Raw genomic sequence first — 26,485 nt, 5'->3', positions numbered from 1 at the left:
ACAAAAGTAGTCGTTACTCGCCAAGCAACTTTTGCCACCAAGATAATGATTCACCACAATTTGCTGCGGGTTTGTAACTGACCTGATGGGCGGGTAAGTTAACCACGTTATGACACTTAGGTTGCATAGCTGCACCATTAGTCTGGTCAAAATAACCATTCACAATGCCGTTCACCGGTGGCATACGTAAACTTAACGGCGGACGTTCATTTAAAAATGCCTGGTAAACCGCCATAGCACCACTGCTGCCATATAAACCCGTTTTACTGTTATCGTCCTGTCCTACCCAAATAGCGGCGACATTTCGCTCGTCAAAACCCGCAAACCATGAGTCTCGGCTGTCGTTACTGGTGCCCGTTTTTCCGGCCAATCTAACACCTGGAAATGCTGCACCTAAGCGTTTAGCTGTGCCCTTTTGTACAACATTATGCATCGCATACTGCACTAAATAGTCAGTTGCGGGATCGATGGCTATTTCATTTGCTAAACGGTTGACCTCAAGCGGCGCATTTTGACTGTCTAACACCGCACTGATCGAAGTCAGTTTGCGATAGCGCCCTTCATCAGCAATGGTTTGATAAACCTGTGCGACCATTAACGGCGAACCGTTCACCGCGCCCAACAACATAGAAGGATAATGCGGTATAGCCTCATTCCAACCAGCTTTTTGAATGGTGGTTGCGACGTTATCAACCCCAACCGCTAAACCCGCGTTAACTGTTGGTACGTTCATTGAGTGGGTGAATGCCTCTAATAAAGACACTTCACCACTGAATTTTTTATCCACATTATTGGGTGACCAGGTTTTACCTTGTTCATTTTTCAAGGTGAGTGGTTTGTCAGCTAATGGGCTGGCTAAAGTAAACTTATCCGCTTGAGCTAACGCTGCAGCATATACGAACGGCTTAATGAGCGAGCCAATAGGTCGGCGAATTTCAACCGCACGGTTAAAACCGTCATAGCTAGGCTGTTTGTCCCCAACCATTGCAGCAATACCACCGGTATATTTGTCTGTCACTACCATGCCAACTTGGACGTTTTTAGCTCGCTTATCTAATGACTTTAACGTCGACACAACAGCTTTTTCAGCCGCATCTTGAGCCATAGGATCAAGTGTAGTGTAGACCTTTATGCCTGACTGGCTTAATAAGCTATCGCCATAGCGCTGACTTAATTCATTTTTTACCACAGCAAAGAATGCGGGCAGTTTTTGGTGGACAGATTTTTTCCCATCCCTTAAGCCTAAAGGAGATTCTGCCGCGGCTTTGTACTGCGCGACGGTTAGCTTGTCATGCTCCATTAAAATACGTAACACTAAATCACGTCTTTCTTGTGCACGTGCTGGATATCGCCACGGGTTGTAATAAGATGGCCCTTTAATCACCGCCACTAAAAATGCTTGCTGCGCTACGGTCAGTTCAGCCACTGGGCGACCAAAATAGAACTGTGATGCCAAACCTATTCCATGTACACCACGGGCTTTATCTTGCCCCATGTAGACTTCATTTAAATAGGCTTCAAGGATTTCCTCTTTGCTGTAACGAAAATCAATAATAATCGCCATTAATGCTTCACGAGCTTTACGAATAAGTGAACGTTCACTGCTTAAAAAGAAGTTTTTAGCCAATTGCTGAGTTAACGTTGAGCCACCTTGTACAGTGCGGCCTGCGGTAATGTTAACCACCACAGCACGGGCAATGGCCAATGGGTTAACACCATGGTGCTCATAAAAACTGCGGTCTTCCACCAGCAATAATGAATCTACCACTAATTTAGGCATTTCTGGTGTTGGCACAAATAAGCGGTCTTCGCCATCGCTGGCAATAATACGGTCTAATAAAACAGGTTCTAAGTGGAATACTGCTAATTCACGTTTATCACTCATTCGCTCAACAGAATTAACTCCTAAGCTATCAAAACTTATCATCACGCGTTGTTCAGCTTGATTTCCCTCTGGGTGTAAAAATGGCCTACGCCACAACTCTATACGCGTGCTCGATGCAGAAAATTCACCCACTTGGCGCGGATTGGCCACTTTGCGATAACCCAGTAATTTAAGCTCAGCCATAAGTTGTGGATGATTAATAGCAGCCCCAGGATAAAGTGCCATAGAACGACTGAAGACTTGTGCAGGTAAATGCCATTTTTGACCTTCAAATTTTTGGCCAATTATTTGATCAAGATAAATAGCGTAAAAGGTCACAAATGCAAGACCGACGAGTGACAGTTTCCACGCCAATGAAAGTAGACTTAGCAACCAGCCTTTTTTGTGCTTTGAGGATTTTGTTGTTGATGTCTTTGTTGCTTTATTTTTTGCCATGTTGCTCTACAAGGTTATTAATAAGATAAAAATTGCTTCAATGGCTTATAAGCCTGGAGTTTTCTTTTTGGTAAATTTGGTTGCCTTTGTATTGGCAGGGTCATCTGGCCACAAATGCTTAGGGTATCTGCCGCGCATTTCTTTTTTCACTTCGACATAAGGCCCTTGCCAAAAGCTGGCTAAATCGGCCGTTGTCGCAAGCGGTCGCCGCGCGGGTGACAATAATTCCATGGTTACGGCAAGTTTACCATTAAATAATACCGGGCTTTGACCCATGCCGAACACTTCTTGTAGCCTAACACTCAGTAAAGCCCTTAATTGTTCATGCTCAAAATACGCCTGGCCATATTCATCCACAGGCAGCAGATATCGAATAGGCGCATGCGTTCCCGTAGACATCAGCCAGCTCGTAGGAGCTAAACTGTTTAAAGTTTGCTGTTGCTCCCAGGTAAGGTGATTAATTAACAGTTTGCCGCAATCTAGCTTAGTCAGTTGCGCTAAGCTGCGTACATCGGTTAAGTAAGGCATCAACCACTGAGTTGTACTAGCCATTAAACCGGCATCGGTATAATCAGGCCAAGGGTGTTTGGCTGACAAATCTGGCAATAAATGCGCGGCCATTATCACCCTTAATTGCAACTGCTTAACACTTTCATCCATATTTAAAATGGCTAGGCCTTTTTGTTGCACCAATGCCATTAATGCCGCTCGAATATCGGTTGAACTGATACTGGTGTCAGCCACAGATTTAAGCACAATACAGCCCAACTGTGTTTGGGTTTGCGCAAAGAAACGTCCTTTAGCTTCATCCCAGCCGCTCACCCTTTGCTGGGTCACTAAATGCGCAAGTTCATCATTTAATAAACGCTCATCTAACGCACAAGCTAGATACACTCTGCCAGCATTTCTACCTTGGGTTTCTTGAAAATCAGCCACCACTAACCATTGTGCATGAACGAGTGGATCTTGAGGGTCAAGGGTAACGCCGGTACCATTACTTAACACAAAACCTAACTGGCCTCGTGCTTTGGCGATGCGGTCTGGATACGCTAACCCCAAAAGATGGGCAATATCATAATCACTCGCTAGGTGAACAGACTGCTTAATATCTCCCTGTAGTGACAATTTCTTTTGCCACTGCTTGGCTTGTTGGCCTATTTGCCCCTGACAAGCCATCGACAAATAGCCACTAATATCAGCACCTCTTGCGGGTAAACCTCTGGCTTCTATTATGCCTGCAATTAAGCAGGCTAATAATGCAAGCTCAGGTGTACCATTAAGTTGCGCTAATGCTTTGGCGCTAAGTAACATATGCGCCAGACGTGGATGACACCCTAATTGGTGCGCCTCTCGGCCTAATGCGGTAATTTTATGCTCGCTATCAACCAGCTCAAGCTGGTGTAATAATTGCCAAGCTAATTGCTCGTTCACTTTAGGGGCTGGAGTTAATAGCGCTAAATCGCTAAATTGCTTTGCGCCCCAACAGGCGCAATCTAATGCTACGCTGGTCAGCTCAGACAACACGATTTCAGGGGATGTTGCCTTTAATAAACGCCCTTGTTCTTCCTGGCTCCACAGTCTAACCGCTGTTCCGGCTGATAAGCGCCCTGCTCGGCCACTGCGCTGCACAGCAGACGCCTGACTAATGCGAGTTAAACTCAGGCGTGAGACTCCGGTTTTAGGGTTAAAGTTAGCACTGCGCTGATAGCCACTGTCAACCACCATAGTAATACCTTCAATCGTTAAACTGGACTCGGCAACGTTAGTGGCAAGCACTATTTTACGAAAACCTTTAGGGGCTATTTGAATCGCTTTATCTTGCTCAGCTGCGGTTAAGTCACCGTATAAAGGACACAATAAAATATCTTGGCTTAACCTTGGCTGTAATAAACTCGCTAAGCGATTTATTTCGCTTCTGCCGGGAAGAAAAGCCAATAAAGAACCATTTTGCTGTGCACTATCACTTTTTGACTCAAGCATTAACTCGGCAATAATTTTAGCCATATGGCTAAGCCAATCTGGTGAAGACCCTATAGGGGAGTATTTCACATCAACAGGAAAGCTTTTTCCTTCGCTGTATATAACCTGCGCTTCTGGCATTAATATCTGTAGTGGAAGCGCTTCTAGGGTTGCTGACATTGCCAAAATAATCAGATCTTCACGCAATGATGATTGCACTTCTAACGCTAACGCTAAACCAATATCAGTGGGTAAATGGCGCTCATGAATCTCATCGAAAATAATCATCTCAATGCCGTTTAACTCAGGATCATCTTGGATCATCCGCGTTAAAATACCTTCGGTGACCACCTCAAGTTGAGTCTTAGCAGTAACCTGGCTATCACCCCGCACTCGATAACCCACTTGCTGACCAAGGGGTTGATTGAGTTGCTGTGCAATAAAGCGCGCCACATTACGCGTTGCTACTCGACGAGGTTCCAGCATTAATATTTTGCCCTTAATTTTACCCGATTGAAGTAAAGCTAAAGGCAGTGCAGTTGATTTACCTGCACCTGTGGGAGCTTGTAAAATAATTTGATTATGAGATGAAACCGCATGCAAAATATCAGGCAATACAGCGGTAATAGGCACATTTAAAACAGCAGGAGTCATGTTGGTTACATCAGCCATAGGGCTAGTTGAAGTCAAATTATTTAACAAAGTGTAAATGATTTAAGGGGGCCTAAGGAGCTACAGTTAATGTTTTAATGCGTGCTTTTATTTATGCTTACATCGAACATATATGTTCACAATAATGGGGTACGGTCAAATCCATTAGTCAATTTAAAGCCATGATTAATATTGCCATCAATATTTTATATTGCGTCATTTTACTGTCCCTGTGCACTATTGCAAACTCGCAAAGGATTAAATATCGTAAATCATATTATCAAGTCCACGAACCGCCAGCCAAGGTGAACGAATACCGGACTTAAGGGTGGATAATGGGCAAGGTTTATTAATTGCATATCCCTGGGCATAATCAACACCCAATGTTTTTAGTTTTACGCCGATTTCAGCGGTTTCGACAAACTCACCAATCACTTCGAAATCCATATCTTTACCGAGTTGGCAAATCGCTGAAACAATGGCTTTATCTCTGCGATCGGTACACACGTTTACCACAAACTGTCCATCAATTTTAACAAAGTCTACATCCAAAGTTTTTAAGTAAGCAAAACTTGAAAAACCTGATCCAAAATCATCTAATGCCAATTTACAGCCTAACGGACGCAACAAATCAATTAATGCAGTTGCTTGTTCTAACTGACTGACCGCTGCGGTTTCTGTAATTTCGAAACACAGTTTATCAACCAACTCAGGCTCAACCATTAAACGCATTTCAAGCCAGCTCATAAACTTTTGGTCCGCCAGCGACATGGCTGACAAGTTAACTGAGACCATGGATAATTCTCGCCAAATATTGAGGTTTTCGCTACCCCATTTAAGTAAATTATCAATTACCCAACGATCGACTCTTGATGCTAAGTTATATCGTTCTGCCGCAGGTAAGAAAATCGCTGGAGAAACAAAGCTGCCATCCTCTAGCACCATGCGCAGCAAAATTTCCATATGCAAACCCACTTCATTATGATTAAGGGGCTCGATTAACTGGTAAAACAACTCAAACTGGTTAAGTGCTAGAGCACCGGTAATGTCGACAGAAGCAACCATTTGAGTATAAAGAATATGGACTTGCGGATCGTCTGAACTAAAATAATGCCAACGATTCCGACCTTCTTGTTTAGCAAGCCGACATGCTGCGTCGGCCTGACTCATGACTTCATAAATATCTTTAGCTTTAGGATCAAATGTCGCAATTCCAATGCTCATGCTGACATTATGTTTCACCTTTTTCCATTTAAACTCATGTTCACAAAGCTGTTGGCATATTCGCTTAGCAACTTGTTGAGAAGACACTTCATCTGAGTGATACATTAAAATACCGAACTCATCACCACCTAATCTAGCAACCACATCGCCTTTGCGCACTAACTGCTTAAGGCGTTTAGAGACTTGCTGCAATAATTCATCGCCAGCCTGGTGACCACTTAAATCATTAACAACTTGAAACTGGTCTAAATCAAGAAAGGCTACGCAAGCAGGAATAGCTTCATCGCTGGCAAGTAACTCATCTAACATACCTTCAAATTGCACCCGATTAGGTAACCCGGTTAACGCATCATGATTTGAGTGAAATGTCAGTTCGTCAGCTAAACGATAACGTTCAGTGACATCTTCAACCATTAATAATAGTTGCTGCTGTGAATTTAATGCGTGGCAAAAACTCATTTTATACCAATGGGTTGATATACCTAATTTTAGCGGCACCTCACACCAAGCTTGTCGAAGCACACCTTGCCTAACAATATGTAATGTATCTTGTAATAGCGCGTGATCATCATGTCGAAGACAATCAAACAAACTCTGGCCAACTTCAAACTTCAGCATGTTTTGCGACACTTGGTTTTGTAGTACTACTAAATTTTTAACATCAATTAATGCACACGCCATCGGCAAATGGCTGAATAGCTCTTGGTATTGTTTTTCTTTATTAACCAATAAAACGGATAATCGTTTTAGCTCAAAAGCGGCGGCTAAATGAAAGCAGTGTTCATCTAACACAGATTGCCAAAAACTTTCACAGCTTTGCGGTTTAGAATCAATTGTTACCGTGGTTTGTTGTAATGACATTGCAATAAGCACCACACCGACATTACCCACATTGGCCGCTGGAGTTATTTCTAAATGTGATATTGCTAAATTTTTATCAATTGACTGTGCAAAAAATTGACAAATGAATTGTTCTTGTTCTGTTGTAGCTGAAGAATGTTGCTGATCAATATGTAATGGCTTTGATAAATTGAGTACCAGATCAATCAAGTCTTTGTTTTGTTCAATCGCTTGAGTTAATAAGTTTTGCTGTGGGAAGTGTTTGGTAGAATGACTAGCAACCTTATATGTTGAAGTATCGACGATATCAAGACTGGGTGAAAATGTGTTATTGCTATGACTACTTTTAATCGCGAACACGATATCGCAACTAAGTTGTTTGCATATTAGCGCTAGCACACTATCAATCATTAACATTGACATCGGGCTATCCATTTCTAAAGACTCATAGGTCAAAGCCTGTTTCAATAAATTCTGGGTGCTTTCAGCCATTAATCAACTCAATAATAAAGTTCGCGAGATATATTCTTTACAGCCATTGGTCAGAGGGTATAGCCGATATATTGTTCATATAGACATAATGCCATCTTCCTTGACTGCCCAAAGTATTTTGTTCTATTTACACATGTTACATACTTTCCGTATAGCTTCACCATGATTAACACGGTCAAGATTAACAATAGTCGAAAACCTTGTTTTCGTCAGTACCACGTTATGCTAATTAATCTATTTCTAAAGATAGTGGGATAAATAATGAAATCAAGTCACCCAATAGCTGCACAAAGATTATTTATTGGATTTAGCGTCAACAAAACAGATAAGTGTCAATTTTTTGATATACAGCAAAAGCTTACAACATGTATTAATACAGAAGCTTTACCCGTAACACAATCAAATATGCATATTACTTTAGCTTTTCTTGGCCAAGTGAGTCATTCATCCACACCAAGACTATTGGATGCTTTAGATAAGCTAATAAAACCTGTATTTCATTTAACGTTAGACACACTTTGCCTATTGATTCAGCCAGGCATAATATGTGCCCAGGGCATTGCCGACGACATACTGCTTAACATGGCTGATGCCGCTCAACAAGTTTGCTTGCACTTAGATCTTCACCAAAGCCAATGGCACTATCGACCACATATCACCTTGTTTAAAAAAGCTGACAGACTAGATTATGCGCAACAAAGATTAATTAATCTGGATCATAAGTTACCCATCACAGTCTCTCCAACACATTTACACTTGTATCGTTCAGTTAGAACCAAACAAGGCGAGCAATATAACATATTGCACAGTTGGCCATTACAAAACGATTGATTGTCAGCGATAAAAAAGCCATCTTTCGATGGCTTGAGTTCAAACATTTATCTGATACCTTAAATACCGTTTAGCTTAAGGTATTAAGGTCAGCTGTTATCGCTTCAGAATTTCAGCCACTGTCAGTACACCATGGGTTGTTGCGCCTGCGCTAAATAACCCTGTAGCAGAGGACTCAAATGCCGCCGCCAAATCAATATGCAGCCAGTTTGCCTCAGGTGTTACAAAGCGCCATAGGAAACCTGCTGCATTTGATGCTCCGCCTGCGCCGCCACCTTTAACTGGACGACTATTGGCCGTATCAGCGTAAGCAGATGGGCAAGTGTCGCGGTGCCAAGGATCTAACGGTAATGGCCACACATTTTCACCCACTGCGGCTGCACATTGTTGCGCCATTTTTATCGTTTCTGTTTGTGGTGAAAATATTGCGTTATATTCGTTACTGACCGCCATAACTGCAGCGCCGGTTAAGGTCGCTGCATCGATAATTAATTTAGCGCCTGACTCTGAAGCAGCCTGTAAACCATCAGCTAATACCAAACGGCCTTCTGCATCGGTATTAACAATTTCTACTGTGGTGCCATTTTTATAGGTTAAAATATCGCCTAATTTAAATGCACGACCACTGACTAGGTTTTCCGCGCAACACAAATACAGTTTGACTCGTTTGTTCAAACCAGACTTGATGGCTAAACCTAAAGCAGCAGTCACAGTTGCAGCGCCGCCCATATCGCACTTCATAGCTAACATACCTACCGACGACTTTAAGCTATAACCGCCAGAGTCAAATGTGATGCCTTTACCCACAAGCGCAACATCAACGGGAGCATCAGCCGCAAGCGGATTAAAATCTAATTCTAATAATGCCGGTGGACGCTCACTGCCACGGCCAACCGCATGAATACCAACCCATTTTTTAGCTAACAAGTCTTGACCTTCAACGATATTAAAGGTCACTTTATCGCCACCAATATCTTTTAGCCAATTTGCCGCTTGGGTAGCCAGTGACACAGGGGAAAGATCTTCAGGGGTATCGTTAATTAACTTACGGGCAAACGCAGCGGACTGCGCACGATCTGTTAGTATTTGCTGTTGTTGGTCATCACCACACCAAACCACTTCATAGCCAGGTTTGGCGGTGGCAAAGCCTTGGGCGAATACCCACTGTAAATCAACAGTCCATAGTTCACCTTGAAGCTGAACTTGGTTAATGCCTTGATTGCGAATTTTACGGGCAGCCATTTGCACTTGGCGAAGCGGTGCATTCCCACTTAAATGAATGAAGCTATTTTGGCCTTCAAAAGTGACATCGGACTTGCCCCAATGAGTTGCGGGAGCTTCTTGAGTTAAAATGACAGTCATAAATTGCATGATAAATTCCTTGTTTGCAGCATTTTCGCGGTACGTCACCATAGAATAATAATGTATTCAGCCGAATAACGAAATTGACAATAGTATATCAGCTGTCACATTCTTTTATCTAATGATGTATGGTTACTATTATTTGCCACGAAATCAATTTATATGGACTTCACTCCCCCGCTACAACATGGCCGACTCATTAAACGTTATAAGCGTTTTCTGACCGATATCATTTTAGATGATGGCAGCGAAATGACCATTCATTGCCCTAATACCGGTTCAATGAAAAACTGCTTATATCCTGGTCAAAGTGTGTGGTTCTCTGAATCAGATAACCCGAAACGAAAATATCGCCACACATTTGAAATAATGCAATCGGATCAAGATCATTTAATCGGCGTAAACAGTGCTAGAGCCAATGCGCTTGCCGAGGAAGCTATCAATAGTGGCGTTATTACCGAGCTAACTGGTTACTCCACTTTACAGCGTGAAGTGAAATACGGTGAAGAAAATAGCCGCATCGACATTCTTTTAACGCGCAAAGACCGGCCTAAGTGCTATATTGAAATCAAGAGTTGTACCTTGTTAGAGCAAGGTGAAGGTTATTTTCCTGATGCCGTTACTACGCGGGGACAAAAGCATCTAAGAGAATTAATCGAAATGGTACAACAGGGTCATCGTGCCGTAATATTGTTTGTGGTGCAGCACAGTGGAATATCAACAGTGAAACCCGCCGCACATATCGATCCTCAGTACGCAGACTTACTCAACAAAGCGATTAACCAAGGCGTTGAAGTACTGGCATATCAAACCCTATTGTCACCCCAAGCCAGTAGAATTATCGGTCCATGCAAAGTGATGGTATGAATTAAATAAAAAAGATTTATACCGTAAAAAATTTGCCACGCTATACAGATTCTGGTATAGATAGCGCCGTAAAAAATAAGCCGCAATTAAACGCAAACGATTACAGGAGATGCGTTATGCCTGAAGGCACTAAGAAACTTGGCGTACTCGCTATCGCAGGTGTAGATCCTTACCAGGAAAAAGCTGGTGAAGAATATATGAATCCCACGCAACGCCGTCACTTTAAAGTGATACTCGAAGCATGGCGTAACCAATTGCGTGAAGAAGTTGACCGTACACTGACTCATATGCAAGATGAAGCTGCAAATTTTCCAGATCCTGTTGACCGCGCAGCTCAAGAAGAAGAGTTCAGTTTAGAGCTTCGTGCTCGTGATAGAGAACGTAAGTTGATCAAGAAAATTGAGAAAACACTACAATTAATCGAAGAAGACGATTTTGGTTATTGTTTCTCATGTGGTATCGAAATTGGTATCCGCAGACTTGAAGCAAGACCTACCGCTGATCAATGTATTGACTGCAAAACGTTAGCAGAAATCAAAGAAAAGCAAATGGCTGGTTAAATACGTTTAGGGCGAGATTATTCTCGCCCTTTCTATTTAATTTGTCCTCACTTCAAAACGGCTTAAGATATGTCATATATCGGACGCTTTGCGCCATCACCATCCGGCTCACTTCATTTCGGATCATTAATTGCCGCACTCGGTAGTTATTTACGTGCCCACAGTTTGCATGGCCAATGGTTAGTCAGAATGGAAGATATCGACCCTCCGCGAGAAGTTAGCGGTGCCAGCGATGACATACTGCGAACGCTTGATGCCTATGGCCTACATTGGCATGGCACTGTGTTATATCAAAGTCAGCGAACTCAAGTCTATCAAAACACCATAGAGAAACTTGTTGCTCAAAACCAAGCATATTATTGCCAATGCTCCCGTAAAATGATTCAAACTATGGGAGGCGTTTACGATAGCCGCTGTGGTTTAGTCAATATCGTCAATGCACACACTACTGGTGCTATCCGTATTCGTAATAGCGCTAAAGTCAGTTTTTTTGATGATATCAATCGCGGCCACATTAATGTTGAAAGTGGTTTTGCGGGTGAAGACTTCATTATCAAACGCAGTGATGGCCTTTTTGCATATCAACTTGCCGTCGTCATTGATGATGCTTTTCAGGGAATAACTGAAGTCGTCAGAGGCAGCGATTTATTAGAAGCCAGTTGTCGACAAATCAGCTTATTTCACCTATTAGATTTACCAACACCTAATTGGTTGCACCTACCACTCGCTTGTGCAAAACCAGGATTTAAACTATCCAAGCAAAACCATGCTCCAGCAATCAATATACAAGCTCCACAACAAAGCCTGAATGCCGCCCTAGACTTTTTAGGTCAACCTAAAGTTGATATCGACCATGTAGATAAAATGCTCGCTCAAGCAGTAGCGCAGTTTTCCTTAGCCAATGTGCCAAAACACAGTGAAATTATCTTAGCAAAACCAGCTGGCGCGGTAGATTAGCACCAAACAACTGTTGGAAATTTGTCAACATCAGTTATCACACAGTTATCTACTCATTCGCGCACAATTGGTATATCATACCCGCCAGATTTTTAATCAATTAATTTAGTGTCAACGAGGTGTATTATTTTTCGCCGTATTAGTCAGTTCTGCAAGAATTTATTTGATAATAAAGCAGCGCCCGAGCTCGACCAGCCGTTAGAAGAACAAAACGGCCTACGTTTGGATATCATTTCACGTGATAGCCACGATATTTCGCGCCGCCAGATCAGCGAAAATGCATTAAAAGTGCTTTATCGACTGCACAAATCAGGTTTTAAAGCCTATTTAGTCGGTGGCGGAGTGCGCGATATTCTATTAGGGCTTGAGCCTAAAGACTTTGACGTTGTGACTAATGCCACTCCAGATGAAATCAAAAAATTATTCCGTAATTGCCGCTTAGTCGGACGCCGTTTTCGCTTAGCACATATTGTTTTTGGACGTGATGTCATTGAAGTAGCAACATTTCGTGGACATCATGGCGAAAACAGCGACACCATTTCAAAATCAAATGCCGAAGGTCGTCTATTACGTGACAACGTATACGGTGAAATTGATGAAGATGCTGAACGTCGCGACTTTACGGTTAACGCCTTATATTATGATATTAGTGACTTTTCTATCCGCAGTTATGGCGGTGGCATTGAAGACTTACACGCCCGTAAAATCAAGCTAATAGGTGATCCTGAAACCCGTTATCGTGAAGACCCTGTTCGGATGTTACGCGCGGTAAGATTTGCCACAAAATTATCGATGGAAATCGATCCTATTTCTGCCGCCCCGATTAAATTATTAGCGCCACTATTAGCCGATATTCCAGCTGCCCGTATGTACGAAGAAGTGTTAAAGCTTTTCTTTGCAGGTAAAGCTCAAGCTAATTATCAAATGATGCAAGATTTCGATTTATTTGGCCCGCTATTTCCACAAATACAAGGCATTATCACTGATGACCCTAAGGGCTATGCGGCTAAAATGCTCAATACTGTTATGCGCAGCACTGACGATCGAGTTAACCAAGATAAACCGGTTACGCCAGCATTCTTTTATGCGGCAATTCTCTGGTATCCGCTAAAGCAACGAGCTGATGATATCGCCCTTGAAAGTGGTTTGACATTGTATGATGCGCAAGTGGCAGCTATGGGTGATGTGATGGAAGAACAATGCCGCACGATTAGCATTCCACGCCGTTTCAGTACGCCTGCAAAAGATATTTGGCAACTACAACTTAGATTTGAGCGTAGCCAAGGTTCACGGGCATTTAAATTATTAGAGCACCCTAAATTCCGTGCAGCATATGATTTATTATTACTTCGCGGTGAAGCTGAAGGTGGCAGTGTGGCCAAGCAAGCTACCTGGTGGAAATCATTTGTTGAAGCTGATGAAACACAACGTAGTGATATTGCTAAAGGCTCAGGCAAAACAAGCTCAAACCGTAATCGCAATACAGCACAGCGTAAAAGAAAGCGCAAACCTGCTGTTAAATCGGACTCAGCTGCAGAATAATGACTTTAGTTTATGTCGCATTAGGAGCTAATCTTGCAGAGCCAGAGCAACAGCTAAACCAAGCTGTTGCCGCGTTAAAAAAGATTGCTGTCAATGGTGATGTTACAGTGTCGAGTTATTATCGCTCAACGCCCATGGGTGATGTTGTTCAGCCTGATTATGTTAATGCGGTAGCCTGCTTTAATACTCACCTTGAACCGATTGAATTACTCAATAGCCTGCAAGATATTGAACAACAACAAGGCCGGGTGCGTAATGAACGTTGGGGCCCAAGAACCTTAGATCTTGACCTATTATTATATGGATTACACATCATTGATATACCAAGATTACAGGTCCCGCATTACGGTATGAAAGAGCGCAGCTTTGTGTTAATCCCGCTGGCTGAAATTGCTGAAGACTTAATCTTGCCGTGTCATCAGGCACTTAAATCGCTACTGACACCAGAAATGCAGCAGTCTTTGCACAAAATACCGAATAAAAGTTGATTTCACCACTTTAGAGTATATGCTCCACAGCGTATAAATTTGAATTGTATTAAGAGTCCACTATGTCAAAAGTCACTAGTTCTACCCTATTGAAGTTCAAAAAAGAAGGTAAAAAATTCACTGCACTAACCGCATATGATGCCAGTTTTGCAGGTGCCTTTGACAGCGAAGGGATTGATGTTTTATTAGTGGGTGACTCTATGGGAATGGTGTTACAGGGTCATGATGACACCTTACCTGTTACCGTTGCTGATATTGCCTATCACACAGCCTGCGTACGTCGCGGCATAAACCGTGCTTTACTGATCGCTGACATGCCTTTTATGAGCTATTCAACCGCAGAACAAACCATGCAAAATGCTGCCATCTTAATGCAGGCCGGCGCTAACATGGTCAAAGTTGAAGGCGGTCACTGGTTACTTGAAAGTGTTAAAATGCTCACTGAACGCGGCATTCCTGTTTGTGCTCATTTAGGATTAACACCTCAATCGGTTCATGTATTTGGTGGTTTCAAAGTCCAAGGACGCGATGCAGATAATGCCCAACGTATTTTAGATGAAGCCAAAGCTTTACAGGGAGCTGGTGCTCAATTATTAGTCCTTGAATGTATTCCGGCAACTTTAGCTAAAACAATCACTGAGGCACTTTCAATTCCGGTTATTGGTATTGGCGCTGGAGCAGATACTGACGGTCAAATCTTAGTAATGCATGATGTTTTAGGCATATCGAGTGGTTACATTCCTCGCTTTTCCAAAAACTATCTTAAACAAACGGGTGAAATCCGCAGCGCTATTCGCGCTTATATTGACGAAGTGGCTGACGGTTCATTCCCAGCTGAAGAACACATCTTTAACTAATTATTTCGCAGGTTTAATTCATCATGATCACCACTGCCGCCATCTCTGACATTCGCGCTCAAGTTAACGCTTGGCGCATTAAAGGCGAAACAGTTGCATTTGTCCCAACCATGGGTAATTTACACCAGGGTCATATTACCCTTGTTAATCGAGCACTGAAACAAGCTGACCATGTTGTTGTGTCTATTTTTGTTAATCCACTTCAATTTGGTAAAAATGAAGACTTAGGCGCTTATCCACGTACCTTAGCGGCGGATAAACAAGCCTTAGTTGACGCTGGTGCTGCATTATTATTTACTCCAACACCAGAGACTATTTATCCTAAAGGCTTAGATAAACAAACTTTTATAGAAGTACCAGAAATCGGTGATGAGCTTTGCGGCGCAAGTCGTCCAGGCCATTTCCGTGGCGTTGCCACTGTCGTAAATAAGTTATTTAACATAGTTCAGCCAGACATGGCATTTTTTGGTAATAAAGACTTTCAACAATTGTTAGTCATTAAAACCATGGTCGCTGACCTGTCACTCCCCATTAATATTATTGGTGTGGAAACGATTCGTGAGCCATCAGGTTTAGCGATGAGCTCACGTAATGGTTATTTAACCCCTGAAGAAAAAATTAATGCTGCTGCACTTAAACAAGCATTAGATCAAATGGCACTAAGTATTCAACAAGGTAAAAGTATTATCGAGGCCAGCCAACACGCCACTGCATCACTTATTGAAGCGGGCTTTACGCCAGATTATCTTGAAGTCCGCAACAGCAACAATTTGCAACCCGTTACCGCTGAAGATAACAGTTTAGTCATTGTCGCGGCAGCATATTTAGGCAAAGCGCGTCTTATCGATAATTTAACATTTAATCGATAACGACGATTACTCGTATTCTTGATACTAAATAAAAATTAGTACTTCTGACTCAGACCGAACACCCGCTAGCAAGCTCATATTAAGCCCTAGAAACACACTATCACACCTTTCTTGGCCATTTTTCGCTAAGAAAGGAGTGATTTTGAGCGGCATAAATAGTAAAAAACACTTCTGTAGTAGATATTACATGCGTCAAAAAAAAATCAATTGTCAATAAACTGGTTTTGTCGTTACACTTGCGATGTTTATTTAACATAAATTTATCTAACATATTTATGTGATAAAGCTGCGATGGTTCTATACTCACTAACGGTATATGATGGATTTACAGAAGGATATGTGGCCGCATGGCAAGAATTATATATTTATTGGTGCTTTTACTCAGTCCTTTTATGGTGCAGGGGAACACTAATGCCATCTATAAATGTATGAAAGATGACAAAGTCGTATTCAGCCATAGCGTTTGTCCGGAAGCATTCCGCCAACATAAAATTGAATACGAAAACGGTATCACTACTGAAATCGACTCAGATAAACGTGAAATCAAAATTGATCCCCTCAAAGCACTACTGAACAAGCAAACCATTTCAAAAGAAAAATTACTCCAATTACTTGAGGGAGAGATCTATCGTCTTAAGCAGGAAAATAGCTACTTTGAAATTCTGCGAGCAAGTGAAGTGCAAAAATTAGATCGTAAACGTTTTTGGCAAACTAAAGCCAAAGATGACCCTAGCTATGGGGTAGAATTACAAGAGATTAACCAACGCTTCGACGAACTCATACTCAGTAATAACAATGTGATTAAAGTATTAAATCAGCATAAATCAAAAATTGAAGCTGAAGCGTCACCAGATGAGTTAATGAGTCAGTAAGATCTGTATTGTCATCTGCCTGTTAAACATAAATCAAATCTATGGATTTTCGTTCCATCCGTTAGTTCATTAATAATGACCTTGCGGTATTCAGGCAAAACTCTTTATGTTTGTCGCAAGGCGTTTATTGCTAATAAGCCTAACATAAACTATGCGTTTACCTCCCCTAATGTATGACTGGCATTAGGGGGCAAAAACGTATTAGCCCCATCCTCACAACATAATAAAACACTCTTTATCCTTACTCAGGCTTAAATACTCCTATCATATTACCGGTTGATTTTTTAGGCACTTCGATATCAGTTTGCTGCTCACGATAGTCACAATCGGTGCACTCAATCGTTTCAATGTTATTTTCTTTAAATAATAAAATACTGTCTTTCGCGCCACATTTAGGGCATTTAGCCCCCGCTACAAAACGTTTTTTTATTTTTGTCATTAGACACTCTCAATTCGGGTTAATTAGATCACAGTGGCTATTTTGCCATGGAAGCGTCGTATACGTCCTGTCATTGTGGGAAATAAATCGCGAATACGGTATTATCCACCCACTTTATTTTACAGCTTCAAGTTGCGTTCATGATCAGTATTAGCCAAGCACAATTAATTCGAGGCAGTAAAACCTTACTCGACGAAACCTCTGTGACGATTTACCCTGGTCACAAAGTGGGTTTAGTCGGCGCAAATGGTACCGGAAAAACGTCATTATTGGCATTGATTTTAGGTCATTTACACCTAGATAAAGGCGAGTTCTCACTACCCGCAAATTGGCAAATATCCTCTGTAGCCCAAGAAACCCCGGCGCTTGATGTATCTGCATTAGAATATGTTTTAGATGGCGATACTGAGTTCCGCCAGCTTGAAGCTCAACTCATCACCGCGCAAGATGAAAATGATGGCAATGCCATCGCCCTTATTCATGGTAAAATTGATGCAATTGGAGGCTACGCTATCCGCGCCCGAGCGGGTGCACTATTAGCCGGTTTAGGTTTTGGCGATGCTGAGCAAACCAACCCAGTTAAAAGCTTCTCAGGTGGCTGGCGGATGCGTTTAAACCTTGCGCAAGCGCTATTATGCCGCTCAGACTTATTATTACTCGATGAACCTACCAACCACTTAGATTTAGATACCATGTATTGGTTAGAAGGTTGGATTAAGTCTTATCAAGGCACCTTGATTTTGATTTCCCATGACCGCGACTTTATTGATGCCATCGTGGATGAAATTATTCATGTTGAACATCACAAACTCAACTTCTATAAAGGCGGCTACAGCGCATTTGAGCATGTACGAGCTGAACGTTTATCACAGCAGCAAGTAGCCTTTGAACGTCAGCAAAAAGAACGTGCACATATGCAGTCTTTTGTTGACCGTTTTCGCTATAAAGCCAGTAAAGCCAAGCAAGCTCAAAGCCGCCTCAAAGCGTTAGAGCGCATGGCTGAGCTTCTGCCATCCCAAGCTGACAATCCATTTCAAATGGCGTTCCGTGAACCAGAAGCCCTGCCGAACCCATTGATAAAAATGGAACAGGTTGCTGTGGGTTATGGTGATAAAACGATTTTAAGTAAGGTACAACTCAACTTGGTGCCAGGTGCTCGAATTGGTTTGTTGGGCCGTAATGGTGCCGGTAAATCAACCCTAATTAAGTTACTTTCTGGTCAGCTTCAAGCGTTATCAGGCAAGTATGAACCCAATCCAGGCCTTAACATTGGCTACTTTGCTCAACACCAAATTGAATTTTTACAATTAGATGATACACCGCTGCAACATCTTTCTCGCTTAGCTGCGCCCAGTGTTCGCGAACAAGAATTACGTAACTTTTTAGGTGGATTTGGGTTTAATGGTGATATGGCTTTATCACCTGTAAGACCTTTTTCCGGTGGTGAAAAGGCCCGCTTAGTACTGGCATTACTAGTATGGCAGCGTCCTAACCTGCTGCTATTAGATGAACCCACTAACCACCTTGATTTAGAAATGCGCCATGCCTTAACCATGGCACTGCAAACCTTTGAAGGGGCAATGGTTATCGTGTCGCACGACCGTCACTTATTACGCCTCAGCTGCAGTGATTACTACCTTGTTGACCAGGGTGTGGTAAAGCCTTTCGATGGTGATCTAGATGATTATCACCAATGGTTATTAGATGCAGCAAAAGCAGCCCAAGCAAATCAAAAGTCAGAAAACACCAATACTGATACACCACAGATTGACAAAAAACAGCTAAAAAGAATTGAAGCAGAATTACGTCAAAAGGTATCACCGTTAAGAAAACAGCAAACAAAACTAGAAACTGAACAGCAAAAATTCACTGACCGTTTAGCAGAACTTGAAGTCGCATTAGCCGATGGAAGCCTGTATGAAGCTGAAAACAAAGCCAAAATGACGCAGGTGCTCAATGAGCGCACTAAATTGACTCAGGCGATGGATGAAAGTGAAATGGCTTGGTTAGAAATACAAGAGCAAATTGAAGCAATAGAGCTGTCATTCAAAGCTGATTAATGGGTTAAAGAATCTCAACAGCTTATGCGCATTGTGTACCATTTCACAGTATTCAATGCGCGATGCTAATTGTTAACAGAATATTCAGAGATTGATATATGGCTGACGGGCAACCTTCAATGACAACATTTTCTAATGACATCTGGCAACAATGCGAGCAAAAGTACCTGTGTGACCCACAGGCTTATATTGCGCTACAAGACAATTACCAGGTGAATGTCAATCTGCTACTACTAGCACAGCAGCTAGATCAGCAATCTTATCCGCTTGGTATTAATGATTGGCAACAATTATCCCGTTTAATAGAGCCGTGGGAAGCTGGCGTATTAAAACCTTACCGCCAGTTGCGGCGGTTGGCTAAAGCGCATTTGACCACAGATGAATATCAAAAAATGTTACAGGTTGAATTGATGTTAGAGCGCAAATCACAAAAAATGTTGCTACAACGTATCAATCTCATTCATGCTGATTCAATAGCATCTAACAAAACGGGTAAAGATGCTCCGATCAATTCCACTATCAATGGCGCACTTAATACAGCTAGCCAAAACAGCTATCACTATTTAAGCCTATTTGGTCTAACACTGTCACATCTTCCGAGTTAGCAGTAAAACATTATCAACAAAATTTTAGCAACAAAACTACTAACTTATGTTGGTTTATATACTAGCCATAACCGTTAACTGGCTTTCAACTTTTCAGCCAACATAGTGGCATTTCTGGCCACCATGCCATAAATAGATAACTGCGGATTGGCCCCTAAACTGGTTTGGAACATTGAGCCATCAAACACAGACAAATTAGTAAAATAATGCGATTGCCCAAAACTATCCACCATCGCTTTTGTGGTGTCCTCTCCCATTGGGCAGCCGCCCATCACGTGCGCAGAGGCAACAATAGTTTTGAGCAAACGTAAGTCCATTGAACCAATCACTTCCTGCGCTTGCTTCCAGGAGGTTAAGAAGTCTAATCCATCATTCATAGGCAATACTTTTTTTGCCCCTGCGGCAAATTGGAGCTCCGCCATGGATAAAAAAGCCTTTCTAGCAGCAGCCCAAAAATCATTTGATAACGGGTAATCTAATGCAAAACCATTATCGGTCAAACGCACCTGCCCTCCCATACACTGCTCATTGAATCCATCGCGAATCAAAGCAATCATCACCTGCATTTTGTTGAAGTTAGCCATCAATTGCGCATGACTTTGGCCAAAACCAATGGTTTTAGAGGCGATCAACACAGGGTGAATAGGCGCAACTTCTAGCTTATAACCTAAGTCTCCCGCAGCACCATCTCGCCAAACAAACTGATCTGAATAGATAGACTGGGGTGCACCGCTATGGCCATTAATTTGCTCATCAAACAATCCGCCAGAAAGTAATGAAGGGTGAAGGAAGGTTTTGCCCAATAACTTATGTGGGTCAGGCACATTAGAGCGCATTAAAATGGTCGGGGTATGAATAGCGCCAGCACTTAAAATATAGTGCTTAGCACTGAATGTTAACTCAACACCGCTGGGCTTTAAGCCTTCGTTTAATGCCGTTGCCGTTAACCCATTAACTTTATCGCCACTGTGCTCAAGTTTAGTCACTTTAGCGCGTGAAATTAAGGTCGCACCTTTATTTAATGCCGCAGGAATGGTTGTCACTAGCATAGATTGCTTGGCGTTAACCGGACAGCCCATGCCGCAATACCCCGTATTCCAACACCCGGTTACATTTCGTTTAATAACCGTATGTTCCCAGCCAAGTTTCTCGCAGCCTTCGCGCAGCACCCCATTATTACGATTAGGTTCATGCTGCCACTCGGTAATATTCAGCCGTTGTTCCATTTTCTCAAACCACGGTAGCATCTCTTCTGCTGACGTGTTGATAACTGAACGCTCCGATGCCCAAAAATCGAGTGTTTGTTTCGGTGTACGAATTGAAGTTGTCCAGTTAATAGTTGTTGAGCCACCGACTGCTCGGCCTTGAAATATGCCGATGCCTTTATCCGCTGTTTTCATCGCAGCGGCTTGTTGATATAAGTTAGGATATGCGTGGCGCTCTTCCATATCAAAGTCTTTAGAAGATTTAAGCGGACCACCTTCAATCATTATAACCGTTAAGCCTGCCTCAGTGAGTACTTCAGCGGCAGTTCCACCACCAGCGCCGGTTCCGACAATAATAACATCGGCTTCAAAATGACGATTTTGCTGCAAGGTGCTGGCATCAATGTGCTGCCAACCTGAATCTAAACCTGTGGTAATAGGATCAATAATAGCCAACTCAAGTATCTCCTTTGGAAAAAAGCTAGGTTAATTAGGCATTAAGCAAAAAAGTGGGCTTTGCATAACCTAGTTTTCCCCAATGAGCTGGGGTAGCATAGTAACTGGCTAAAATTAATTCGCGTAATCCAAGATAGGCTGTCTGTACCATGTCTAAGTAATGGAAGCGCCATGCTTCAAGCATATTGGTTAAGTCGACTGGCGAACGCATCATTAATGGCGTCATGCTGCCAGTCAATATTAACAGGCCTAAACGGCTTTCAAGCAACGCTAACAGCTCTCTTAACTCAGCTTGCTGCTCTGTCGGCAGCACCTCAATAGAGGCCTGAATAGCATCAATAGTCGTATCAATAGCCAATTTTCTTTGGCTGGCGACTTCCGGTAAAGCACCATCTAACAACACAGGAATAAGCACACTGAATAACACCCGATACTGAGTATCACCACTAATAGCAATAGGGTCTGATGGGTATAAATTAATGCCTAAAGCGAGTACAGCAGTACCAGCAAAAGCACCGGTAAGAAAGGTACGACGTTTCATTTTCTTCCCCCTATTATTTTTGTTGTGATAATTTTATCTGTGTTACAGTGACACTAATCATATTTAAACACACGTTTAAACTTTCACAAACACTCGTTGAATGACTCATGTCGATAAAAAACCCTTTTACTCCACCCTGGTGGGCCGCTAACCCACATATACAGACTATTTTGCCCTTCATGTTCAAAGTGGCCAAACCAGACACCTTTCGCCAAAGACAAGAGCTTCCTGATGGCGATTTTATTGATTTAGACTGGTTAGGTCAGCCACAAAATGGCGACCCTATTCTCGTGATTGCCCATGGGTTAGAAGGTAGCACAGAGTCACACTATGTTCGTAGAATACTAGTAGAAGCAAATAAAGCTAAATTATGCTCAGTAGTCCACCATCATCGCGGCTGTTCTGGCGAACCGAATCGCTTGGCAAGAAGTTATCACAGTGGTGACTTTGATGACCTAGCTTTCACTCTGAAACAACTTAAAACCTATTATCCTGATTCGGCTTTATATGCCGTAGGTTATAGCTTGGGCGGCAATGTGTTAGCCAAATACCAAGGCAGTAAGCGAAATCAAAGTTTACTCGATCGGGCGGTTATCGTTTCAGCACCGCTAACCCTCAGTGCTTGCGCTAAAAAATTAGAGAGTGGCTTTTCAAAAGTTTATCAATCACATTTGATTAAGCGTTTACAGAAAAAAATGCTCGAGAAACTCGATAATCATAACTTAGTCGCACAAATGCCTTTGAATAAGGCTGAACTACAGCAGCTGAGTACATTTTATCAATTTGATGACAAAGTTACCGCACCTTTGCATGGTTTTGCCGGTGTTGATGATTATTATTCCCGTTCAAGTGCGCTGAACTTACTAAAACACATTAGTAACCCCACACTTATCATTCACGCTAAAGATGATCCCTTTATGACTGAAGCGGTTATTCCCACACAAGATGAGCTGTCAGCAGCGATACACTACGAGCTGCATTTATCCGGTGGTCATGTCGGCTTTATCGATGGCGGTTGGCCTTGGAAGCCTAAGTTTTATCTTGAAAAACGCATCATTGATTTTTTGCTTGCAGATCCACAAGTATCCAGTAGCAAAGGTAATACTGCATGATTATTCCCTACAGTGCATTACACGGTTTAGAAGGTGATACTCTAAACAATTTAATCAAAGAGTACTTGTTCACTCAGGTAGAAGATGGCAGTTTTAGTGAACTCGATAGCCAACAACTTTTAAATATGATTAAGCAATGTAAGCAGGCTTTAAAGCAAGGTGAGTTGGTGGTTGAATACAGTGAAGAGGATGAGTCAGTAGCCATTCGTCATATCAAAAATATTATTCTCTCAAAATAATAAAGCCTGTGAGCATTGACCAGAAGGTCTTAACTACCGTATAAATGTTATTCCAACGATTACAAAGCCTAAGCATTTCGCTTTGTTACCCCATGTTCAACGTGATAATTTCTAGGCAGGAACAATGTCAGCTAAACATCCTATTATTGCTGTGACGGGCTCATCTGGTGCCGGAACAACAACGACTACAACGGCTTTTACCCATATTTTTCGTCAATTGGGAATTAATGCCGCCTTTGTAGAGGGTGACAGCTTTCATAATTTTACCCGTGCTGAGATGGAAGTGTTAATCCGTAAATCTCAAGCTGAAAATCGTAACATCAGTTATTTTGGCCCAGAAGCCAATAACTTCATCAAACTCGAAGAATGCTTCGAAAGTTATGGCACTAAAGGTATGGGTAAAACCCGCAGCTATTTGCATACATTTGATGAGGCAGTGCCCTTTAACCAAATGCCCGGTACGTTTACTCAGTGGCGAGACTTACCCCCTAAAACTGATATGTTGTATTACGAAGGTTTACATGGCGGAGTGGTCACTGATGATGCCGATGTGGCTAAACATGTCGACTTACTGATCGGCATGGTACCTATTGTTAACCTAGAGTGGATTCAAAAAATTATTCGCGATACCAATGACCGTGGCCATAGTCGTGAAAAAGTCATGGGGTCAATCGTGCGCAGTATGGATGATTACATCAACCACATGACGCCACAGTTTTCTCGTACTCATATTAACTTTCAACGTGTACCTACGGTTGATACCTCTAATCCATTCAGCGCAAAAGATATTCCAAGTTTAGATGAAAGCTTTGTGGTTATTCGCTTTCGCGGTATGAATAATGTCGACTTCCCCTATTTCTTGAACATGATACAGGGCGCATTTATGTCTAGGGTCAACACTTTAGTGGTACCTGGTGGCAAAATGTCTCTAGCGATGGAGCTAATTTTAACACCGTTAATTCGTGATTTGATGGATAAACGCTCAGAGTTACAAAAGTTAGATTAATTTAACATCTCATTCCTGCAAATAATTCAAAACATACTGAATTAATAGACACTTAAGTTTGCATTAAGCTAGATAGATTAGGCTACAACTATCGGGACTTCAGGCGAAAGAACGATAGTTGATATGCTCAGATGTTAATTCCCCCCATCTCGATCTGTTAGCATCTTGAGTATGTCAGCGCTCAAAGCCTGTTTATGATTCAAAATTTTATAATGTGACACTCAACTTAATTATATCCCCTCTTATTCATATCTTTTCCAGCATTAGCATCTACAAACTTATGGATATACATTAATCCATAAGTGGGATAATTTCTCTGTAGGCTTGATTATTTTGATAGCTTTTTAAACGCTGTAAAAACTCATCACTTTTAGCTATTTCAGGGTACAACTTTAATGCATCAATGGCTTTTTTCTGCACACTAATGGCCTGAGTAAAATCACCTAATTCAGCATAACCTGCCGCTAAGTTATCCAAAATAGTCGGGTCGCCTTGATTAGTTTCAAGCAGCTTAAGTGACAAACTCACCGCTTTTGAGCCATCACGATATTCAGGCTCAGGACATGTTGCCAAAATCCAGGCGATATTGCCTAAAGAGACATCATCACCGGCGGCACCAAACTGAGTTAGCGCTTTACCACAATTGCGCTCTACGCCATCACCACCAGCAGAATAAATAAAACCTAACCGAAAATGCGCCCACTTATCACCTTGCAGGCTCATGTCTAAGTACCATTTTTCAGCTTTAAGTAAATTACGGGGAATTAATTTACCTTCAAACGCTAAATCAGCAATAGTCTGTTGCGCCTTAATATGCTGTTGATTTGCCGCTAGCTCAACCCACATAAAACCTTCTGTAATATTTCTATCAACAAATCGTCCAGATAAATACATCAGTCCTAGTAAAAATTGGGCATCTGCATCACCTTGAGCGGCTTTTAATTGAATATGCACCACTCTTGATTGCTCGTTCGACTGCATCGTTTGCGGCTGTGAAAATGCCTGTACCTTAGACAATAATAAACAGCAAAAAATAATACAGCCCACACTAATCTGGAATAACTTCTTCACATCCACCTCATAAGCCACAGTAATAACATCATAAACATAAACCAACTTAAGTTGGCATTACAATAAACCATAATAGAATATTCACCACAACTAACGATACTCCAACTCATGAATAAACGTTAATCATACTAAATAGTTTAGCGGCGCTAAAAAACAATTGTGACTTAGGTTAGAATCTGGCAGTTTTATTGACTTAACTCCCAAATTTGATCAAATAAACCTACATTGTAAAAAGTTAATATAAAATGCCGAGTCGTTAAACTAGATCTCCATCAAAGTTTTATCTATTTAAATAGCGTAAAGTACTTAATTAGAGATTACTTATTTTTCAATCAATCGAGGAACATCAATATGGCTCTGATTGGTAAGCCAAAACCGGATCCAACTTTGGAATGGTTTCTGTCACATTGTCACATTCATAAATATCCAGCTAAAAGCACGCTAATTCATGCTGGCGAAGATTCTGATACTTTATACTATATCGTTAAAGGTGCGGTTGCCGTATTGATTAAAGATGAAGAAGGCAAAGAAATGATCCTTTCTTATCTTAACCAAGGTGACTTTATCGGCGAGCTAGGTCTGTTTGAAGAACAAGCCGAACGTACCGCATGGGTCCGTGCTAAACAAGCATGTGAAATTGCCGAAATCTCTTACAAGAAATTCAAGCAATTGATTCAAGTAAACCCTGAAATTCTGATGAAACTATCAGCACAAATGGCGTTGCGCTTACAAAGTACTAGCCAAAAAGTAGGTGATCTAGCCTTCTTGGATGTGGCTGGTCGTATTGCGCAAACATTATTACATCTTGCCAAACTGCCAGATGCAATGACTCACCCTGATGGCATGCAAATTAAGATTACTCGTCAAGAGATTGGTCAAATTGTAGGTTGTTCACGTGAAACCGTTGGGCGTATTTTGAAAATGCTTGAAGAGCAAAATCTAATTCAAGCACACGGTAAAACGATAGTGGTTTACGGTACGCGTTAAGATAAGCTTCAGCTTGATTTAAGCCAAGATTATTAAAGTGGTGTCAGTTTATCTGCACACCACTTTTTTTATG

Annotated in this window: 23 protein-coding genes; 15 read left to right on the top strand and 8 right to left on the bottom strand. The window is 41.8% G+C overall.

Translation table 11 applies throughout. The features are described 5' to 3' along the window. Window positions 1-13 precede the first annotated feature (13 nt). The 3 genes from mrcB to ACRWQN_RS05020 all read right to left on the bottom strand — a co-directional run bounded on the left by mrcB (window position 14) and on the right by ACRWQN_RS05020 (window position 7,486). On the bottom strand, window positions 14-2,320 hold the full coding sequence (gene mrcB, locus ACRWQN_RS05030) for a penicillin-binding protein 1B (protein ID WP_434939973.1): 2,307 nt from the start codon (window positions 2,318-2,320) through the stop codon (window positions 14-16). Window positions 2,321-2,365: 45 nt separating this feature from the next. Next, on the bottom strand, window positions 2,366-4,933 hold the full coding sequence (gene hrpB / locus ACRWQN_RS05025) for an ATP-dependent helicase HrpB (protein ID WP_434939972.1): 2,568 nt from the start codon (window positions 4,931-4,933) through the stop codon (window positions 2,366-2,368). Window positions 4,934-5,188: 255 nt separating this feature from the next. Then, a complete protein-coding gene (locus ACRWQN_RS05020) occupies window positions 5,189-7,486 on the bottom strand; it encodes a putative bifunctional diguanylate cyclase/phosphodiesterase (RefSeq protein ID WP_434939971.1) in 2,298 nt (765 codons plus the stop codon). Between the two features lie 261 nt (window positions 7,487-7,747). Between ACRWQN_RS05020 and thpR the strand changes: the two genes are divergently transcribed. After that, window positions 7,748-8,317 (top strand): RNA 2',3'-cyclic phosphodiesterase, encoded by a 570-nt coding sequence (thpR, locus tag ACRWQN_RS05015; protein WP_434939970.1) that lies wholly within the window; start codon window positions 7,748-7,750, stop codon window positions 8,315-8,317. 96 nt (window positions 8,318-8,413) lie between these two features. Here thpR and pepB read toward each other — a convergent pair whose 3' ends face one another. Then, on the bottom strand, window positions 8,414-9,688 hold the full coding sequence (gene pepB / locus ACRWQN_RS05010; RefSeq protein WP_434930500.1) for an aminopeptidase PepB: 1,275 nt from the start codon (window positions 9,686-9,688) through the stop codon (window positions 8,414-8,416). Between the two features lie 153 nt (window positions 9,689-9,841). Between pepB and sfsA the strand changes: the two genes are divergently transcribed. The 8 genes from sfsA (at window position 9,842) to ACRWQN_RS04970 (ending at window position 16,691) form a co-directional block, all read left to right on the top strand. Further along, complete coding sequence (gene sfsA / locus ACRWQN_RS05005; RefSeq protein WP_434939969.1) at window positions 9,842-10,546, top strand: DNA/RNA nuclease SfsA; 705 nt, start codon at window positions 9,842-9,844, stop codon at window positions 10,544-10,546. 116 nt (window positions 10,547-10,662) lie between these two features. After that, a complete protein-coding gene (gene dksA / locus ACRWQN_RS05000; RefSeq protein WP_226411155.1) occupies window positions 10,663-11,106 on the top strand; it encodes an RNA polymerase-binding protein DksA in 444 nt (147 codons plus the stop codon). A 69-nt stretch (window positions 11,107-11,175) separates the two neighbouring features. Next, window positions 11,176-12,063, top strand: a complete 888-nt coding sequence (gene gluQRS / locus ACRWQN_RS04995; protein WP_434939968.1) for a tRNA glutamyl-Q(34) synthetase GluQRS — start codon at window positions 11,176-11,178, stop codon at window positions 12,061-12,063. Between the two features lie 231 nt (window positions 12,064-12,294). Then, entirely contained in the window at window positions 12,295-13,605 is a 1,311-nt protein-coding gene (locus ACRWQN_RS04990) for a polynucleotide adenylyltransferase PcnB (RefSeq protein ID WP_434928941.1), read from the top strand. Beyond that, window positions 13,605-14,093 (top strand): 2-amino-4-hydroxy-6-hydroxymethyldihydropteridine diphosphokinase, encoded by a 489-nt coding sequence (gene folK / locus ACRWQN_RS04985; protein WP_434939967.1) that lies wholly within the window; start codon window positions 13,605-13,607, stop codon window positions 14,091-14,093. Before ACRWQN_RS04990 ends, folK begins: the two co-directional genes overlap by 1 nt. 62 nt (window positions 14,094-14,155) lie before the next feature. Further along, window positions 14,156-14,950 (top strand): 3-methyl-2-oxobutanoate hydroxymethyltransferase, encoded by a 795-nt coding sequence (gene panB, locus ACRWQN_RS04980; RefSeq protein WP_434939966.1) that lies wholly within the window; start codon window positions 14,156-14,158, stop codon window positions 14,948-14,950. Between the two features lie 23 nt (window positions 14,951-14,973). Further along, window positions 14,974-15,819 (top strand): pantoate--beta-alanine ligase, encoded by an 846-nt coding sequence (panC, locus tag ACRWQN_RS04975; RefSeq protein WP_434939965.1) that lies wholly within the window; start codon window positions 14,974-14,976, stop codon window positions 15,817-15,819. Between the two features lie 347 nt (window positions 15,820-16,166). Next, a complete protein-coding gene (locus ACRWQN_RS04970; RefSeq protein WP_434939964.1) occupies window positions 16,167-16,691 on the top strand; it encodes a DUF4124 domain-containing protein in 525 nt (174 codons plus the stop codon). A 241-nt stretch (window positions 16,692-16,932) separates the two neighbouring features. Here the strand turns inward: ACRWQN_RS04970 and ACRWQN_RS04965 are convergent, their stop codons facing one another. After that, window positions 16,933-17,130 carry a YheV family putative zinc ribbon protein gene (locus tag ACRWQN_RS04965; protein WP_226411167.1) on the bottom strand — a complete coding sequence of 66 codons (198 nt, stop codon included), beginning with the start codon at window positions 17,128-17,130 and terminating at the stop codon, window positions 16,933-16,935. Window positions 17,131-17,270: 140 nt separating this feature from the next. Between ACRWQN_RS04965 and ACRWQN_RS04960 the strand changes: the two genes are divergently transcribed. After that, the gene (locus ACRWQN_RS04960) at window positions 17,271-19,190 is read left to right on the top strand and encodes an ABC transporter ATP-binding protein (RefSeq protein WP_434939963.1); all 1,920 of its coding nucleotides are present in this window, start codon (window positions 17,271-17,273) and stop codon (window positions 19,188-19,190) included. A gap of 98 nt (window positions 19,191-19,288) precedes the next feature. After that, window positions 19,289-19,795, top strand: a complete 507-nt coding sequence (locus ACRWQN_RS04955; protein ID WP_434939962.1) for a TIGR02444 family protein — start codon at window positions 19,289-19,291, stop codon at window positions 19,793-19,795. A 74-nt stretch (window positions 19,796-19,869) separates the two neighbouring features. Here the strand turns inward: ACRWQN_RS04955 and ACRWQN_RS04950 are convergent, their stop codons facing one another. Both ACRWQN_RS04950 and ACRWQN_RS04945 read right to left on the bottom strand, forming a co-directional pair. After that, entirely contained in the window at window positions 19,870-21,456 is a 1,587-nt protein-coding gene (locus ACRWQN_RS04950; protein ID WP_434939961.1) for a GMC family oxidoreductase N-terminal domain-containing protein, read from the bottom strand. Window positions 21,457-21,490: 34 nt separating this feature from the next. Further along, window positions 21,491-21,997: a TAT leader-containing periplasmic protein gene (locus tag ACRWQN_RS04945; RefSeq protein WP_434939960.1), complete on the bottom strand. Its 507-nt coding sequence runs from the start codon at window positions 21,995-21,997 to the stop codon at window positions 21,491-21,493. A gap of 113 nt (window positions 21,998-22,110) precedes the next feature. Between ACRWQN_RS04945 and ACRWQN_RS04940 the strand changes: the two genes are divergently transcribed. The 3 genes from ACRWQN_RS04940 to ACRWQN_RS04930 all read left to right on the top strand — a co-directional run bounded on the left by ACRWQN_RS04940 (window position 22,111) and on the right by ACRWQN_RS04930 (window position 24,354). Further along, on the top strand, window positions 22,111-23,109 hold the full coding sequence (locus ACRWQN_RS04940) for a hydrolase (protein ID WP_434940597.1): 999 nt from the start codon (window positions 22,111-22,113) through the stop codon (window positions 23,107-23,109). After that, a complete protein-coding gene (locus ACRWQN_RS04935; protein WP_434928272.1) occupies window positions 23,106-23,348 on the top strand; it encodes a YheU family protein in 243 nt (80 codons plus the stop codon). Before ACRWQN_RS04940 ends, ACRWQN_RS04935 begins: the two co-directional genes overlap by 4 nt. 124 nt (window positions 23,349-23,472) lie before the next feature. After that, the gene (locus ACRWQN_RS04930) at window positions 23,473-24,354 is read left to right on the top strand and encodes a phosphoribulokinase (RefSeq protein WP_434939959.1); all 882 of its coding nucleotides are present in this window, start codon (window positions 23,473-23,475) and stop codon (window positions 24,352-24,354) included. A 291-nt stretch (window positions 24,355-24,645) separates the two neighbouring features. Here the strand turns inward: ACRWQN_RS04930 and ACRWQN_RS04925 are convergent, their stop codons facing one another. After that, window positions 24,646-25,335 carry a sel1 repeat family protein gene (locus ACRWQN_RS04925; protein WP_434940596.1) on the bottom strand — a complete coding sequence of 230 codons (690 nt, stop codon included), beginning with the start codon at window positions 25,333-25,335 and terminating at the stop codon, window positions 24,646-24,648. Between the two features lie 441 nt (window positions 25,336-25,776). On the opposite strand from ACRWQN_RS04925, the gene crp reads away from it, so the two are divergent. Further along, entirely contained in the window at window positions 25,777-26,412 is a 636-nt protein-coding gene (gene crp, locus ACRWQN_RS04920; protein WP_226411181.1) for a cAMP-activated global transcriptional regulator CRP, read from the top strand. The last annotated feature ends 73 nt before the right edge of the window (window positions 26,413-26,485 follow it).

Source organism: Shewanella sp. HL-SH8, from assembly GCF_051165765.1.
Lineage (GTDB): Bacteria > Pseudomonadota > Gammaproteobacteria > Enterobacterales > Shewanellaceae > Shewanella > Shewanella glacialimarina.
This window is presented reverse-complemented; position numbering and strand designations above follow the sequence as displayed.